The sequence below is a fragment of the Oceanicella actignis genome, from assembly GCF_900111545.1.
Lineage (GTDB): Bacteria > Pseudomonadota > Alphaproteobacteria > Rhodobacterales > Rhodobacteraceae > Oceanicella > Oceanicella actignis.
Genome location: NZ_FOHL01000001.1, coordinates 85,763 through 101,174, shown reverse-complemented (window position 1 = coordinate 101,174; position 15,412 = coordinate 85,763). Strand labels below are relative to the sequence as shown.

General features: G+C 73.4%; 12 protein-coding genes. 6 read left to right on the top strand and 6 right to left on the bottom strand.

Annotation, left to right across the window (positions count from 1 at the left end):
- Positions 1-10: 10 nt before the first annotated feature.
- From BMW67_RS00475 to BMW67_RS00465, 3 genes are all read right to left on the bottom strand, one after another.
- Positions 11-3,331 carry a tetratricopeptide repeat protein gene (locus tag BMW67_RS00475; RefSeq protein ID WP_072746692.1) on the bottom strand — a complete coding sequence of 1,107 codons (3,321 nt, stop codon included), beginning with the start codon at positions 3,329-3,331 and terminating at the stop codon, positions 11-13.
- 98 nt (positions 3,332-3,429) lie between these two features.
- On the bottom strand, positions 3,430-5,385 hold the full coding sequence (locus BMW67_RS00470; protein WP_072746691.1) for a CHASE2 domain-containing protein: 1,956 nt from the start codon (positions 5,383-5,385) through the stop codon (positions 3,430-3,432).
- Positions 5,386-5,497: 112 nt separating this feature from the next.
- Entirely contained in the window at positions 5,498-7,336 is a 1,839-nt protein-coding gene (locus tag BMW67_RS00465) for a PHA/PHB synthase family protein (protein WP_083581196.1), read from the bottom strand.
- Between the two features lie 97 nt (positions 7,337-7,433).
- Between BMW67_RS00465 and BMW67_RS00460 the strand changes: the two genes are divergently transcribed.
- The 5 genes from BMW67_RS00460 to glpX all read left to right on the top strand — a co-directional run bounded on the left by BMW67_RS00460 (position 7,434) and on the right by glpX (position 12,337).
- Positions 7,434-7,793 (top strand): hypothetical protein, encoded by a 360-nt coding sequence (locus tag BMW67_RS00460; RefSeq protein ID WP_072746690.1) that lies wholly within the window; start codon positions 7,434-7,436, stop codon positions 7,791-7,793.
- Positions 7,794-8,026: 233 nt separating this feature from the next.
- Complete coding sequence (locus BMW67_RS00455; protein WP_072746689.1) at positions 8,027-9,274, top strand: LL-diaminopimelate aminotransferase; 1,248 nt, start codon at positions 8,027-8,029, stop codon at positions 9,272-9,274.
- Entirely contained in the window at positions 9,271-9,630 is a 360-nt protein-coding gene (locus tag BMW67_RS00450) for a hypothetical protein (RefSeq protein ID WP_072746688.1), read from the top strand. Before BMW67_RS00455 ends, BMW67_RS00450 begins: the two co-directional genes overlap by 4 nt.
- A gap of 343 nt (positions 9,631-9,973) precedes the next feature.
- Positions 9,974-11,263 carry a homoserine dehydrogenase gene (locus BMW67_RS00445; RefSeq protein ID WP_072746687.1) on the top strand — a complete coding sequence of 430 codons (1,290 nt, stop codon included), beginning with the start codon at positions 9,974-9,976 and terminating at the stop codon, positions 11,261-11,263.
- A 102-nt stretch (positions 11,264-11,365) separates the two neighbouring features.
- The gene (gene glpX, locus BMW67_RS00440) at positions 11,366-12,337 is read left to right on the top strand and encodes a class II fructose-bisphosphatase (protein ID WP_072746686.1); all 972 of its coding nucleotides are present in this window, start codon (positions 11,366-11,368) and stop codon (positions 12,335-12,337) included.
- A 6-nt stretch (positions 12,338-12,343) separates the two neighbouring features.
- Here glpX and BMW67_RS00435 read toward each other — a convergent pair whose 3' ends face one another.
- Positions 12,344-13,069, bottom strand: coding sequence for an HAD family hydrolase (locus BMW67_RS00435; protein ID WP_072746685.1), 726 nt, complete (start codon positions 13,067-13,069; stop codon positions 12,344-12,346).
- 601 nt (positions 13,070-13,670) lie between these two features.
- On the opposite strand from BMW67_RS00435, the gene BMW67_RS00430 reads away from it, so the two are divergent.
- Positions 13,671-14,123 carry an acyl-CoA thioesterase gene (locus tag BMW67_RS00430; protein WP_072746684.1) on the top strand — a complete coding sequence of 151 codons (453 nt, stop codon included), beginning with the start codon at positions 13,671-13,673 and terminating at the stop codon, positions 14,121-14,123.
- Positions 14,124-14,129: 6 nt separating this feature from the next.
- On the opposite strand, the gene BMW67_RS00425 is transcribed toward BMW67_RS00430, so the two are convergent.
- A complete protein-coding gene (locus tag BMW67_RS00425) occupies positions 14,130-14,537 on the bottom strand; it encodes a VOC family protein (protein WP_072746683.1) in 408 nt (135 codons plus the stop codon).
- The gene (gene ttcA / locus BMW67_RS00420) at positions 14,491-15,366 is read right to left on the bottom strand and encodes a tRNA 2-thiocytidine(32) synthetase TtcA (RefSeq protein WP_072746682.1); all 876 of its coding nucleotides are present in this window, start codon (positions 15,364-15,366) and stop codon (positions 14,491-14,493) included. The genes BMW67_RS00425 and ttcA overlap by 47 nt, the downstream gene beginning before the upstream one ends.
- Positions 15,367-15,412: the final 46 nt, after the last annotated feature.

Sequence of the window (15,412 nt, the reverse complement as noted above, 5' to 3'; positions counted from 1 at the left end):
TCGGACCAGCTTAGAAGCGGAACGCGGCGCGCGCCACCACCGAGAAGTCCCGATCGAAGCGGCGCGGTTTCTCGTCCTCGGTGCGCACGAAGGCGTCCTGATAGACGAAGTCGGCGTCGAGCAGGTTGCGCAGCTCGAGGCTGAGCGTCCCGCGCTGATCGGGCAGGCGCCAGCCCACGGCCGCATCCACGATCACATCGGTCGAATCGCCGCGTCCCACGCCTTGGCGCGCGCGCTGGTGGAAGGGCGTGACGTCAAGCGCCGCGAACAGCCCCGAGGCGCCGTTCCAGCGCAGCCGCATCGGCGCGGCGTAGGTCGTCAGCGAGGACGGCCCGGTCGCAAGGCCGCGGAACCCGGTGCGCTCGACCTCGGCGCCAAGGCTGGCGGACCAGTCGTCGTCGATCAGCCAGGCGGCGTAGGCGCGCAGGCCGCGCACGTCGTAGCGCACGGTCTCGTAACGCCCCACGCCCCCGGTTTCGCGCGGGTCCGGGCGCGCGGCCCAGCGTCCGGTTCCCTCGACGCCCAGCCACAGGTCGTTGCGCGCGCGCCAGTCCAGCGCCAGGCCGGCCAGGTCCGAGACCGTTCCGTTGAGGTCGGCGAACACTTGGTTGAAGCCGGCGATCTGCGTCGGCTCGAGCGTTTCGTCGAACAGGAGCGGGCGCTTGACCATGCGCCCCGCCGCGGCGCGCAGCGTCACGCCGCCGCCCAGATCCGCTTCGGCGCCCAGCTTGGGCGCCAGGCGCAGCCAGTCGCGCTCGGCGCCGTTGTCGCGCGAATCCGAGGACAGGTAGAGCGCCATGCCGGCGGTCGTCTCGAGCCAGGGCATGGGCTTCCAGATGCCATAGGCCCAGACCTCGCCGTGATTGGATTCCGTGCGGCTGACGTCGGTCACGGTGATCGGCGGCAGCGGGAAGGGCAGCGGCAGCGTGAAGGTCAGCGCCGCGTCGCCCGTCTGCCGCGCCCAGCCGGCGCCCATGCTCAGCTGCAGCGGGCCGATGCGCCGATCATGGCGCAGCTGCGCGTCCAGGCCCTTGATGGAGGTGTCCGCCGGCCCGATCTGGAGCTGCTGCAGGCCGTCGATCTTGCGCCATGCGGCAAGGGCGACGTAGTCGGACTCGGCCGAGGGTTCGAAGCGCAGGCCGATCCGCGCGCGGTTGTCGGTGGTCGAGAAGCGGTTGCCGGTGCGCGGCGAGATCAGCGAGAAATAGCGCTCGCCCTCGTCCGTCTCGCGGTTGCGGAACTCGGCGAACAGGGTCAGGCCGGGCGCGGCCTGCACATGGGTCTGCGCCGCAAGGATGCGGTGGCGCGCGTCGTCATTGGCCTCGTCCCCCTCGGTGTCGAAGGCGAAGGCGCCGAAGCTGACCGAGATCGGCCCGGACAGGGCGGTGGCGGCGAACTGGGTCGAGGCCAGGTTGTGATCGCCGACCGTGCCCGACACGTCCAGGCGCAGCCCGTCGCGGTCGAACAGGGGCGCGAGCTCTTCGAAGCTGACGCGCGCCGCGCCCACCGCGTCGGTCAGCGACAGGTTCGATTCGCCCAGCGCCGGCTGGATCGGCGCCTTCGAGGGGCGGGCGAACAGCTGCGACTGCAACAGCTCTGAGGTGCGCGCGGGTCCGTAGTCGGGCCGGTTGCGGTAGGCCTCGGCCAGGAAGCGGTGCGCGGCGGCGCTTTCGGGCGCGCGGCGCGCCGCGCGCGCGCCAGCGATCGCGGACAGCTCTTCGAAGCCCAGCGCGTCATAGACGCGCCCCTGGGCCGCGCCGGCGCGCGCGTCGTCCTCGGCCAGGCCCCGGGCGCCGCGCACGGGCGCGCGCCGGGCGGCCAGCGCGGCGGCGCGCTCGAGCGCGCGCAGCGCGTCGGCGGGCCGGTTGGCGGCGTAGCGCTCGCGCGCGCTCAGCAGATGGGGCGCGGGGTCGTCGGGGTCGAACTCGGCCGCGCGGGCGAACTGGGCGCGGGCCTTGTCCGCGCGCCCCTCTTCGAAATAGGCGCGGCCCAGAAGGCTGCGCAGCCGCGCCGAGCGCGGGTCGAGCACGGCCAGCGTCTCGAGCTGCGCGCGCCCCTTGGCCAGATCGCCGCGCACGATGTCGATGAACGCCATGCCCAGCCGCGCATCGGCCGCGCCGGGGTTCAGCGCCAGCGCCTTCTCGAAGGCCGCCCGCGCCGCGTCGTCGCGATAGGCGGCCAGCTCGGCGAAGCCCTCCATGGCCAGCGCATAGGGGCTGGGGCCGAGCGCCTGGGCGCGCGCCGCCTCGGCGCGGGCCAGCGCCAGATCGCCGCGCAGCAGCGCCAGCTCGGCGACGCGCGCGCGCAGGTCGGGGTCGGCGGGGCGCGCGTCGGCGGCCCTGCGCGCATCGGCCAGCGCGCCGTCGAGCGCCCCGCGCGCCTGGCGCAGATAGCCGCGCGCCGTCAGCGCGGCGGGATCGTCCGGGGCCAGGTCCAGGGCGCGGCGGATGCGCGCCTCGGCCTCGTCCAGGCGGCCGCGGGCGATCAGCGCCATGGCCCCCAGCGCCAGGCGCGGCGCGTCGGCGGGCCTCTGCGCCCCTTCGGCGGGCGGCGCGAGCAGGGCCAGCGCCGCATCCAGGCGTCCGTCGGCCAGCGCGCGGGCGGCTTCGTCCAGCGTCGGATCGGCGGCGGCGAGCGCGGCGGGCGGCACGCGCACGGCCCAGTCGATCGAGCCCTCGGGCGTCAGGTAGCGGCGAAAGGCGGGCGGCACGTCGGCGGCGCGGGCCATGGCCGGCGCGCGGCCGGGCGCGGCGAACACCGCCTGGCCGGCCTCGGCGCGCAGCCGCGCGCCGTCGGCGGCGATCGTCACGTCGCCTTCCTCGACGACCGACAGCGCGCCCTCGCCGGGGCGCACCATCATGAACACCTCGGTGCCGTCGATATTGAGCGAATAGAGCGCCGTGCGCACGGTGAACACGCGCTTGACCGAGCTGAGGAAGCGCATCATCCCCTCGACCAGCGACACGTCGCCCTGCGCGCCGCCGCCTTCGACGATCAGCGTCGTGTCCACGTTCAGCTGCAGCGCCGTGTCGAGTGCGTCGAAGCGCACGGTGGCGCGCCCGTCGGGGCCCGTCTCGATCCGGTCGCCGGGGCACAGCCGCATGCCCGCCCGGGGCGCGGGGGCCGCGCCGTTCGCCAGAATGACGCGCACCGCCCCGCGGAACGTTTCGAGCGTGGCGATGGTCGCGCAGCGCGGCGCGGGCGCCGCCGCCTCGGGGCCGGCGGCCCGCGGCGTGGCGGCGACGGCCATGGGCTGCGCCGAAGCCGGCGCGGCGGCGGCGGCCAGGGCGAGCGCTCCGAGGGCGGGAATGGCGGCGCGGCGGCGATGCATTGGCGGCTCCTTCTGTGCGGCGCGCGGCGGCGCGGGCGAACGCCCCTCCGACGATAAAGGCACGTCCGCCTCGTGCAAATGTCTTTCGCCTTCGGCGTTCATCCGGGCGTCGGCATGCGCTCGAGGCGAAAGACCTCGATCGGCGCCGCGCGTCCGTCCAGCCGGTGGCGCCCGCAAGGCGTGAAGCGCAGGCCCAGAACCCGGTCGGCGCCCAGCTCCAGCGCCTGATCGCGGATGGCGCGGGTGCATAGGACGACCGTCTCGGCCCCCGGCGCGATGCTCTTGCCCAGCGCCTGCAGCTTTGCGGCGGTGTTCACCGGATCGCCGACCACGTCGAAGCTCAGCCGATCGCCGCCGCCGATTTGCCCCATGGCCACGGGGCCGGCGTCAAGCGCGATGCGCATGCGGCTGGCCTCGGCGCCCAGCGCGCGCTGGGCGCCGTTGTGCCGCTCGACACGCTCGGCGATCGCGGCGGCGGCGGCGCAGGCGCGCAGCGCGGGCGGGCGCTCGTCGGGCGCGCGCCGGCGCCCGGGCGCGTCGGCGCGTCGGCCCATGAACACCGCCAGCGCGCCGTCGCCGGTGAACTTGTCCACGAAGCCGCCCTGCAGCTCGACGCAGGCGTTCTCGATCTCGTGATAGGCGCGCAGGAAGCCTTCATAGGCGGCCGAGCCGATGCGCTCGGCCACAAGGGTCGAGCCTTCCAGATCCGTGACCAGGATCGCGGCCTCGGCGATCTCGCTGAAGGGGCGGCCGCGGCTTTCGCCCGCCAGCATGATGTCGGTCCATTCGGGCGGCGCCATGCGGTCGATCAGCCGGCGCGCAAGGCCGAAGCGCAGCGACAGCCACAGATAGAGGCTGAGCGGCAGCGCCGCCATCAGCGGCAGGGCGACGGGAATCCAGATGCGGGCATGGGCGAAGAGCGTGTGGGCGAACATCAGATAGGCCGCCGACAGACCGAAGAGCGCGATCAGCCCCGCGCGCCCCGGCAGCGTCAGCGCCGCCGTCAGCAGCGTCAGCGCCGCCGCGCCCACGATCAGCCCGCGCGAAAGCGGCCCGGGCCGGTGCAGCGGCTTGCCCTCGAGCAGGTTGAGAAACGCCGTCGCCGTCAGCTCGACCCCCGGCATGCGCGAGTCGCCCGCGAACAGGAAGGGGCTTTCGAAGTGATCGGTCGCCCCGGGGGCCTGCTGGTCGGCGTAGCCGATGAACACGCTCACCCCCTCGAGCGTGGGCGGCGGGGCGCGGCGCAGCCCCGTTTCGCGGTCGCCCAGCAGGTCGATCAGCGTATAGGTCGGGATCGTTCCCGGCGGGCCGTAGAGCCAGAAGCGCCGGATGCACGGCGCGGCGGGGCAATCCGGCGCGGCGATGCCGGCGGCGATGCGATAGGCCGCATCCGGCAGCGACGCCGCGTTCGGAAAGGCGGCCGCCCGCGCCACATAGCCCGAAATGACGCCGCCATGATCGGGCGTCTCGAAATGCCCGATGGCGCGCGCGGCCTCGGCCAGAAGGGCGGTGGGGCGCTCTTCGCGATGGCCGATGACGGCGCCGGTCTCGTCGCTCAGCACGTCCAGCCGCCGCAGCAACACCGTGCGCCCCGAGCGCGCGATGGCGTCGGCCAGGCGCTGGTCGCTGACCCCGCCATCGAGGCGGTTGGCGCGGTGGAACAGCACGTCCAGCGCGATCAGCCGCGCGCCGCGCGCGCTCAGCCAGTCGACGAGGCAGGCGTAGATCGCGCGCAGCCGCACGTCGCCCACGCGCGCGTTCAGCGCCGCTTCGGCCGCGCCGGGGCATTGGGCGAGGACGCTCGAGACGGCGGCCAGATCCTCGGCGTTGTTGGCCAGCCAGTCGGCCGAGGCGCGGTCGATGGTGACGATCGCCGCGTCGGGCGGCGCGGGCTGGGCGCCGCGCAGCGTGTAGAGGATCGGCAGGTCGATGCTGCGCGCCGCCCGATCGCCCAGCGCCGACAGCTCGAGCGCCACGCACGCCGCCAGCATCAGCAGCGCGAGCCCCGCCCGCGCCGCCCATCCGCTTGCGGCGCTCTTGCGCTTGTGGCGCATCAGGGGGGCGCTCCTCGGTCGGCGCGCCGCCCCCGGCGGGGCGGCGGCGCGGGTTGGCGCGCGCCCGCTGCGGGGCGCGCAGGTCGGCCCGATGCGCTCGGGCCGGGGGGCGTCATTGGTCGAAACGCTTCTTGACGTAGGATCCGGGCGCGTCCTCGATGACGCCGTTCACGGCGCCGGGCTGGCGCGCGGCGACCAGGCGGCCCGAGCGCTTGCGCAGCCACTCGGCCCAGTCGGGCCACCACGAGCCGGGGCGCTCTTCGGCCGCGGCCAGCCATTCCTCGAGCGTCTCGGGGCTCAGATCCTCGTTCACCCAGTGCTGGTATTTCTTCAGCTCGGGCGGGTTGACCACCCCGGCGATGTGCCCCGACCCGGCCAGGACGAAGCGCGGCTGGGCGTTGGTCATGGCCCGCGCGCCGCGATAGACGGATGCGGCGGGGGCGATGTGGTCCTCCTTGGTCGCCACGTGATAGACCGGGCCGCGGATGTCGGCGGGCGAGACGGTTTCGCCCAGCACCGTCAGCTCGCCCTCGGCGAAGGCGTTCCGGTTGTAGAACTGGTCCAGGTAGAAGTGATGCACCCGGGCCGGCATGGCCGTCGAGTCCGCGTTCCAGTAGAGCAGGTCGAAGGGGAAGGGCTCCTTGCCCAGGTAGTAGTTGTTGATGACGTAGCTCCAGATCAGGTCCGACGAGCGCAGCATGTTGAAGGCCATGGCCATGTCCTGCGCGGGCAGGTAGCCCTTGTCCATCTGCTCGTTCTCGACCTGGACGGTCTTTTCGTCGACGAAGACCTGCAGCTCGCCCGCGTCCTGGAAGTCGAGCTGGGCGGTGAAGAAGGTGGCAGACTTCACGCGCTTGTCGCCGCGCTTGCCCATCCACGCCATCAGCGTGCCGGTCAGCGTGCCGCCGATGCAGTAGGAGGCGAGGTTGAGCGACTTCTGCCCCGTCTCGCGCAGCGCCACGTCGATGGCCTCGAGCGCGCCCTTCTGCATGTAGCTGTCCCAGGTCTCGTCCTTCTGGCGCTCGTCCGGGTTCACCCACGAGATCATGAACACCGTGAAGCCCTGGTCGACCAGCCAGCGGACCATGGACTTCTTCTCGTTCAGGTCGAGGATGTAATACTTGTTGATCCAGGGCGGGATGAACAGCAGCGGCGTCGCGTGCACCTTCTCGGTGCGCGGCGCATACTGGATCAGCTGCATGATCTCGTTCTGGTGGATGACCTTGCCGGGCGTGGTCGCCATGTCGCGGCCGACCTCGAAGGCCTTCATGTCGGTCTGGCGCACCAGAAGGCGGCCCTTTCCGCGCTCCAGGTCCTCGGCCATCATCTGCAGCCCGCGCACCAGGTTCTCGCCGCGCTCGCGCAAGGTGGCCTCGATCACCTCGGGGTTCATGGCGGCGAAATTGGCGGGGCTGAGCGCCTCGACGAAGTTGCGGGTGTAGAAGGCGATCTTCTTGCGGTCGCGCTCGTCCAGCTCGCCCACCTCCTTCGCCGCGCCCAGGATGTGACGCGAGGCCAGCAGGTAGCTTTGCTTGATGTAGTCGAAGATCAGGTTGCGCGACCACTCTTCGTGCGAGAAGCGCTTGTCGCCCTTTTCGGGGGCGGCGACGGGCTCGGTCTCTTCGCCGGCCAGCCATCTGAGCGTCATGCGCCGCCACAGCTCGGCCTGCTGGGTCCACAGCTCGAGCGTGCGCTCGGCCACCTCCTGCGGGTTCTGCATCAACGCCTGCTGGAACTCGGCGAAGGCGGGCAGGGTGTTGAGCGGGTCGAAATGCATGGGGCGGTCGTCGGCAAGGCTGCTTTGCAGCAGCTTGAGCCAGATTTCCTGGCTGCGTTCGGCCACCTTGGCCATGTTGGCGGCGAATTCGGCGACCGCCTTCGCGTTCTCGGCCGCGGCTTCGGCGGTTTCGGGCAGGCCGGCTTGCGCTTCGGGGCCCTGGCTTTGCGTCATCGGGGGTCTCCTCGCGATCGCGGCCTCGGGGCGCGCTTGGCGCTGGCGCGGGCCGCTTGTCATGGCTAATGTCCTGCCCAGTATGGCAGAGGCGCGGATGGGATACAAAGCATGCGACGCGCCGCGGGCGCGCAAGATGGCCGCCGGCGCGCGCGTTCTGGCGTGGGCGGCGGCCCTGTCGGCCCTGACCGCGGCCGGCGGCTGCGGGCTGGGCGGCGCGGCGCTGGGCGGCTACGACCTGCCGCCCGAGGCGGCGCAGGACGCCGAGGGCGACTGGCCGCGGCTTGTCGACGCGCCCGCGCCGGGCGAGACGGGCGAGGGCGCCGACCCGGGCGCCGCCGCGCGCATGGCCCAGGAGCTGCGCGCCCAGGCCGCCGAAGCGGCCGCGCGGGCGCGGGCGCTGTCGGCGCCGGTGATTCCGCCCGAGGATCTTCGCCGCCTGACCGCGCGGCGCTGAGCGCGGCGGCGGCGCCCGCGGCCCGATCGCGCGGTCCAGTGGCGCCGGCCCGATTCCGCCTTGCCCCATGCCGCCGGCCCGATCCCGGCGCCTTGCGCGGCCCGCGCCGGACGGGCGCCTTTCGCGGCGCGCGCGCATGGCCCCTGCACTTGTCGGCGCGGCGGGTTATAAAGCCCCGCCCGGCGCGCCGCGCCGGGTCCGACTCGCAGCTCCCGCATGAAGGCCACGCGCGCATGTCCGAAGAATTCTACCGCATCAAGCGCCTGCCCCCCTATGTCTTCGCCGAGGTCAACCGCCTGAAGGCCGCGTGCCGCGCCGAGGGGATGGACATCATCGACTTCGGCATGGGCAACCCGGACATGGACACCCCGGCCCACATCGTCGACAAGCTGATCGAGACGGTGCGCAAGCCGCGCACGCACCGTTACTCGGCCTCGAAGGGCATTCCGGGGCTGCGCCGCGCCCAGGCCGCCTATTACGAGCGCCGATTCGGCGTCAAGCTGGACCCCGAGACGCAGGTCGTCGCCACGCTGGGCTCGAAGGAGGGGCTGGCGAACCTGGCCATGGCGATCACCGCGCCGGGCGACGTGATCCTGACGCCCAACCCGTCCTATCCCATCCACCCCTACGGCTTCATGATCGCCGGCGGCGCGCTGCGCCACATTCCGGCGCTGCACGAAGGGCGCTTCGACCCCGAGGCCTATCTGCGCGCGGCCGAGCATGCGGTGCGCCACTCGGTGCCCAAGCCCTCGGCGCTGGTGGTGAACTTTCCCTCGAACCCGACGGCGCAGCTGTGCGACCTGGACTTCTACGCCGAGCTGGTCGCCCTTGCGCGTCGTCATGGCGTGTGGGTTCTGTCGGACCTGGCCTATGCCGAGATCTATTTCGACGGCCCGCCGCCGCCCTCGATCCTGCAGGTTCCCGGCGCGATGGAGTGCGCGGTCGAGTTCACCTCGCTGTCCAAGACCTATTCGATGCCCGGCTGGCGCATGGGCTTCGCCGTGGGCAACGAGCGGCTGATCGCGGCCCTGACGCGGATCAAGAGCTATCTCGACTACGGCGCCTTCACGCCGGTGCAGGTGGCGGCGGCCGCCGCGCTCAACGGCCCGCAGGACTGCGTCGAGCAGATCCGCGGCGTCTATCGCGCGCGCCGCGACGCGCTGGTGCAGGCCATGGGCCGCGCGGGCTGGGACATTCCGCCGCCGCCGGCCACCATGTTCGCCTGGGCGCCAGTGCCCGAGCCCTTCCGCGCGCTGGGCTCGATGGAATTCTCCAAGATCCTGCTGCGCGAGGCGGGCGTGGCCGTGGCGCCGGGCGTGGGCTTCGGCGAGTATGGCGAGGGCTATGTGCGCCTCGGCCTCGTCGAGAACGAGCAGCGCATCCGCCAGGCGGCGCGCGGCGTGCGCCGTCTGCTGCAGAACGCGGACGCGGCGCTCGAACGCCATGCCGAGGCGCGCGCGCGCGAGGAGGCGGGCGCATGAGCGCCGAGGGCTGGGATTTCAAGGCGCAGCGCGCGGACACCGAATGGGTGTTCCGCCAGCTGCTGGCGCAGGGCGTGGCGGCGCGCGGGCGGCGCGTGGCGCTGGACGTGCTGCTTGTCCCGGCCGAAGAGCAAGAGGGCGCGCGGCCCGACCCCGAAGGCCTTGTCCGCGCCCTGCGCCGCGAGGGCTTCGAGGCCCATCTTGCGCGCGACGAAGGCCGCACCGTCGTCGAGGCCACCGCCCCCGACACGCCCTTCGACCTCGAGGAGATCTGGCTTCGCGAGAAGCGCGCGACCCGGATCGCCCTGCGCCATGGCTACGAGCCCGAAGGCTGGGGCTTTCCGGAAGAGGATTGAGGCGCGCGCCCCGCCGACAAGGCGCGGCGCGCAACCCGCGATGCCGACGCGCCGCGCGCCGCCCAGACCGGCCTTGCCCTGCGGCGCCCGTCGCGCCCGGCCTCGCCTCCCGCCCAGCCCTGCGCTCCGGCGCCCCGCGCCGCCCGTCGCGCGCCGTCTCGACCGGCCCCGCGCGGCGCCCTTCGCGCCTGCGGGCGCTTCTTGCGGCGCCCCCGCCCTGTCCGGCCCGCCGGCGCGCGCGGTTCGCGCCGCCCCTTGCCTGCCCGGCCCACTGGCGCGCGGCGGCGCGGCGCGTTAGAAGGGCGCGGCCCGCGGCAATCGCGCTGATGAAGGACAATCGCCCATGAGCAACACCCCCCTGCGTCTTGGTCTTGCCGGCCTCGGAACCGTCGGCGTCGGCGTGGTGAAGATCCTCCAGCGTCACGGCGCCATGCTCGAGGCGCGCTGCGGGCGCCCGGTGCGCATCTCCGCCGTCAGCGCCCGCAGCCGCGCGCGCGACCGCGGCGTGGACCTGTCGGCCTATGCGTGGGAGGACGACCCCGTCGCCCTGGCCCGGCGCGAGGATGTGGACGTTCTGGTCGAGATGATCGGCGGCGAGGACGGCCCCGCCAAGGCCGCCGCCGTCGCGGCGCTGAGCGCGGGCAAGCATGTGGTCACCGCCAACAAGGCCATGCTGGCCCGCCACGGGCAGGAGCTGGCCGAGCTGGCCGAGGCCGCGGGCGCGGCGCTGCGCTTCGAGGCCGCGGTGGCCGGCGGCATCCCGGTGGTCAAGGCCCTGACCGAGGGGCTTGCCGCCAACCGCGTCGAGCGCGTCATGGGCGTGATGAACGGCACCTGCAACTACATCCTCACGCAGATGGAGCGCACCGGCGCCGACTATGCCGAGGTGCTGGCCGAGGCGCAGCGCCTTGGCTACGCCGAGGCCGACCCCGCCTTCGACGTGGGCGGCGTGGACGCGGCGCACAAGCTGGCGCTGCTGGCCGCGGCCGCCTTCGGAACGCGCGTCGATTTCGAGGGCGTCGCCATCGAGGGCATCGAGCGCATCAGCCTGGCCGACATCCGCGCCGCGCGCGACATGGGCTACCGCATCAAGCTGCTGGGCGTGGCGCGCATGACCGAGGACGGCCTCGAGCAGCGCATGACCCCGTGCCTCGTGCCCGCCGCCTCGGCGCTGGGGCAGCTCGACGGCGTGACCAACGCCGTGGTGCTCGAGGGCGACTTCGTCGGCCAGACCGTGTTCGAGGGCCCCGGCGCGGGCGAGGGGCCGACCGCCTCGGCGATCATGGCCGACGTGATGGATATCGCCGCGGGGGTGCGCCGCCCGGTCTTCGGCGCGCCCGCCGCGCGCCTGACCGCCGCGCCGCGCGCCATGGACGCGACCCCCGCCGCCTTCTACCTGCGCCTGACGCTGGCCGACGCGCCGGGCGTGCTGGCCAAGATCGCCTTCGCGCTGGGCGAGGAGGGCGTCTCGATCCACCGCATGCGCCAGTATGACCACGAGGGCGCGGCCGCGCCGGTGCTGATCGTCACCCATCCCGCGCGGCGCGTGGACATCGACGCCGCCATGGGGCGCATCGGCGCCATGGACGAAAGCCTGGCCACGCCCGTCGCCTTGCGCATCGAGAAGGTCTGAGCCGCCTTGCCCGCGCGCGCCGCGCGCCGTAGAAGCCGAAAAGCGCCTTCCCTTGCGGCCGCCCCGCGCGGCGCGCCAACCGATTGATCGATGGAGACCCAGATGTCCGATCCGCGCGAGATGATCTTCAAGGATCGCATGCTTTCCCTCGGCCTCGCCCGCGTGTCCGAGGCGGCGGCGATCGCGGCCGCCAGGCTGATCGGCCGCGGCGACGAGAAGGCCGCCGACCAGGCCGCCGTGGACGCCATGCGCAAGCAGCTCGACCTGCTGGACATCAAGGGCACCGTCGTCATCGGCGAGGGCGAGCGCGACGAGGCCCCCATGCTCTACATCGGCGAAGAGGTCGGGACCGGCGACGGCCCCGAGGTGGACATCGCGCTCGACCCGCTCGAGGGCACGACCCTGACCGCCAAGGCCATGCCCAACGCGCTTGCGGTGATCGCCATGGGGCCGCGCGGGTCCATGCTGCACGCGCCGGACGTCTACATGGACAAGCTGGCCATCGGCCCCGGCTATCCCGAAGGGGTGGTAAGGCTGGACATGTCGCCCGCCGAGCGCGTCGAGGCGCTGGCCCGCGCCAAGGGCGTGCGCCCCTCGGACATCACCTGCTGCGTGCTCGAGCGGCCCCGCCACGAAGAGATGATCCGCGAGCTGCGCTCGACCGGCTGCGCCATCCGCCTGATCACCGACGGCGACGTGGCCGGCGTGATGCACTGCGCCGAGCCCGGGCAGACCGGCATCGACATGTATATGGGCCAGGGCGGCGCGCCCGAGGGCGTGCTGGCGGCCGCGGCGCTCAAATGCATGGGCGGGCAGATCATGGGCCGGCTGGTCTTCCGCAACGATGACGAGCGCGCCCGCGCCGCCAAGGCCGGGATCACCGATCTGGACCGCGTCTACACGCGCGACGACATGGTGCGCGCGGACGTCATCTTCGCCGCCACGGGCGTCACCGACGGCTCGATCCTGCGCGGCGCCCGCCGCGACGGCGACTATCTGGAAACCGAGACGCTGCTCATGCGCTCCAAGACCGGTTCGGTGCGCCGCCTGTTCTACCGCCAGCGCAACAACTGAGCCCTTTCAGCGCGCCGCGCCGGCCGCGGCGCGCGCGCGCAGCCAGGCGGGCAGGGCCTCGATGCCGGGCAGAACGGCGTCCGCATGCGGGGCCAGCTCGTCGCGGCCGGCGGGGCCGGTCAGAACCGCCAGCGCCGCGCCCGCGCCCGCCGCGCGCGCGGCGCCAAGGTCGTGCAGGCTGTCGCCCACCATCGCCGTCGCGCGCGGCGGCACGCCGGTCGCCTCGCAAAAGGCCAGCACCATGCCCGGCCCGGGCTTGAGCCCGTGCCCGCTGTCATAGCCGGCCACGAAGTCGAACAGATCGAGCGCGTCCACAGCCGCCAGCTGGCGGCGCGCGGCGTTCTCCGAATCATGCGTGGCGACGCCCAGCGCGCAGCCCATGGCGCGCAGCTCGCGCAGCAGGGCGGGCAGGTCGGCCGCCGCCGGCGCCAGCCCGCCGCGCCCGACCCGCGCGGCCAGGTCGTTGGCGGCGCGCTCGATGGAAGCGGCGTCCCAGCCCGGGATCATGGGCGCCCAGATGCGCGCCACCTCGTCGACCGATCCCGCCACGATGGGCGAGCCGGGCGCGAAGGCGCCGCTGGCCGCGTCATAGCCCGCCGCCGCGCCCAGCCGCGCCTGCAGCGCCGCGTCGCCCGGCGCCAGCAGCGCCAGCGCATCGCGCACGAAGCCGCGCCAGGTGGCGTTGAAGTCGAACAGCGTGCCGTCCTTGTCGAACAGGATCGCGCGGATCATCGCGGCCTCTTTGCTTGGCGCGGCCCAAGGCGGGCGGCGGCGCGCACCGTTATCGCAGGGGGCGCGGGCGCGCTCAACCCGGACGCGGCGTCGCGCCCGCGAAAAGGGCGCCCGGCCGAGGCGCGGGGGCGGCTGGGCGGGGCGCAGAGGCGCGGGGCGAAGAGATGGAGGATGACGCGACGCCGCGCGCGACGCTGCGCGATGGGGCGCTGCGGGACGGGGCGATGCCGGTGTGGCGGCCATCGCGGCGCGACGCATGGGCGACGGCGGGCCGACGGCGGGCCGACGGGGGTCGACGGGGGGCACGGCGGCGCGACGGCTGGGCGAAGGCGGGCCGACGGCGGCGCGACGGAGGGGCGAAGGCGGGGCGACGGAGGGGCGAAGGCGGGGCAGGCGACGGGGGCGACCGCGGGGCAGGGCGGTGCGATGGCGCGGCGGCGATGATCCGGGGCGCGCGGCGCTTCGGACCGGCGGTCGGGGCTCATGGACGCGCGGCGCGCCCTTGGCGCGGCCGGGGCCCGGCGCTAGGATGCGCGCCGGCGAAACGCCGTTCCGCCGCAGCCGGTTTCCGCCGCAGCCAGTTCAAGCGCAAGGAGCCCCCATGCCCGCACCGCGTCCGCGCCGCGACCAGTTCCCCCATCTGCGCCCGATGACCACCCGGTGGCGCGACAACGACGTTTACGGCCACATGAACAACGTCGTCTATTACGAGTATTTCGACACCGCGGTGAACCACTGGATGATCGAGCGCGGCGCGCTCGAGATCCCCCATGGCCCGTTCATCGCGCTGGTGGCCGAGACGCGCTGCGCCTTCATGGCCAGCCTGGGCTTTCCCGACATGGTGACGGCGGGGCTGCGGGCGGCGCGCATCGGGCGCAGCTCGGTGACCTACGACATCGCCCTTTTCCGCAATGACGAGGACGAGGCCTGCGCCGCGGGCGCCTTCGTGCATGTGGTGGTGGACGCCGCCTCGCGCCGACCTTCTCCTTTGCCCGACACGCTGCGCGCCGCGCTGGACGAGCTGGTCACGCCGCAGACGGTCCTTGCCGTCTGAGGCGTCTCAGAGCGGCCAGAGCGCGGGCTCGGCGAACTCGACAGAGTTGCCCGCCGGATCGCGCGCATAGATCGAGCGCGCCCCGCCCGGCCAGGAAATCCGCGCCTCGATCGCCGCGCCGGCGCGCGCAAGGCGGCGCTCCCAGGCCTCGATCCCGTCGGGCGCGGCGGAAAAGCACACATGCCCCGGCCCGTGCGCCCCATGGGGCGGCGGCGCGTCGGCCGAGGCGGCGGGGCGCGCGGTTTGCGCGGGGTCGAAGATCAGCAGCATGCCGCCGTCGGCGCGGAAGAAGACATGCCGCCCCTCGACGCGGGCGATGCGTTCAAGCCCCACCACGCCGCCGTAAAAGGCCTCGGCCGCGTCGAGGTCATCGCAGTAGAGGCACGTCTCCAGTATCCGCGGCGGGCGGCTCATCGGTCTTGCTCCGGCGCTCGAGCGCGGCGAAGTCGAACAGGGACGGATCCAGCAGGTGGCTCGGGCGCGCGTTCATCAGCGCGCGGAACATCACCTGCCGCCGGCCCGGCGCGTTGCGCTCCCATCCGTCGAGGATGGCCTTGACCTGCATGCGCTGCAACCCTTCCTGCGAGCCGCACAGATCGCACGGAATGATCGGATAGTTCATCGCCCGGGCGAAGCGGGCGCAATCCTCCTCGGCGACGAAGGCCAGCGGGCGCAGGACGTGCAGGTCGCCTTCCTCGTTCAGCAGCTTGGGCGGCATGGTCGCCAGCCGGCCGCCGTGGAACAGGTTCATGAAGAAGGTTTCGAGGATGTCGTCGCGGTGGTGGCCAAGAACCACGGCCGAGCAGCCCTCCTCGCGGGCGATGCGGTAAAGATGCCCCCGCCGCAGGCGCGAGCACAGCGCGCAATAGGTGCGCCCGGCGGGGATCTTGTCGGTGACGATCGAGTAGGTGTCCTGATACTCGATCCGGTGCGGCACGCCCATGCGGGCCAGGAATTCGGGCAGCACCGTCGCCGGAAAGCCCGGCTGGCCCTGGTCCAGGTTGCAGGCCAGGATGTCCACGGGCAGCAGGCCGCGCCATTGCAGCTCGGTCAGCACGGCCAGCAGGGTGTAGCTGTCCTTGCCGCCGGACAGGCAGACCAGCCAGCGCGCGCCGGGCTCGACCATGGCGTAGGTCTCGATCGCCTCGCGCGTCAGGCGGACGAGGCGCTTGCGCAGCTTGCGGAACTCGGTGCTGTCGGGCGCGCCGTGGAACAGCGGATGGATGTCGTCATGGTCGAGCATGGCGCCCGATATGCAGCGCGCGAGCCCTTGTGACAAGCGATTCCGC

Bases quoted from the DNA above. Each gene is read 5' to 3' on its own strand.
- BMW67_RS00475 (WP_072746692.1), bottom strand. From the start codon at position 3,331: ATGCATCGCCGCCGCGCCGCCATTCCCGCCCTCGGAGCGCTCGCCCTG.
- BMW67_RS00470 (WP_072746691.1), bottom strand. From the start codon at position 5,385: ATGCGCCACAAGCGCAAGAGCGCCGCAAGCGGATGGGCGGCGCGGGCG.
- BMW67_RS00465 (WP_083581196.1), bottom strand. From the start codon at position 7,336: ATGACGCAAAGCCAGGGCCCCGAAGCGCAAGCCGGCCTGCCCGAAACC.
- BMW67_RS00460 (WP_072746690.1), top strand. From the start codon at position 7,434: ATGGGATACAAAGCATGCGACGCGCCGCGGGCGCGCAAGATGGCCGCC.
- BMW67_RS00455 (WP_072746689.1), top strand. From the start codon at position 8,027: ATGTCCGAAGAATTCTACCGCATCAAGCGCCTGCCCCCCTATGTCTTC.
- BMW67_RS00450 (WP_072746688.1), top strand. From the start codon at position 9,271: ATGAGCGCCGAGGGCTGGGATTTCAAGGCGCAGCGCGCGGACACCGAA.
- BMW67_RS00445 (WP_072746687.1), top strand. From the start codon at position 9,974: ATGAGCAACACCCCCCTGCGTCTTGGTCTTGCCGGCCTCGGAACCGTC.
- glpX (WP_072746686.1), top strand. From the start codon at position 11,366: ATGTCCGATCCGCGCGAGATGATCTTCAAGGATCGCATGCTTTCCCTC.
- BMW67_RS00435 (WP_072746685.1), bottom strand. From the start codon at position 13,069: ATGATCCGCGCGATCCTGTTCGACAAGGACGGCACGCTGTTCGACTTC.
- BMW67_RS00430 (WP_072746684.1), top strand. From the start codon at position 13,671: ATGCCCGCACCGCGTCCGCGCCGCGACCAGTTCCCCCATCTGCGCCCG.
- BMW67_RS00425 (WP_072746683.1), bottom strand. From the start codon at position 14,537: ATGAGCCGCCCGCCGCGGATACTGGAGACGTGCCTCTACTGCGATGAC.
- ttcA (WP_072746682.1), bottom strand. From the start codon at position 15,366: ATGCTCGACCATGACGACATCCATCCGCTGTTCCACGGCGCGCCCGAC.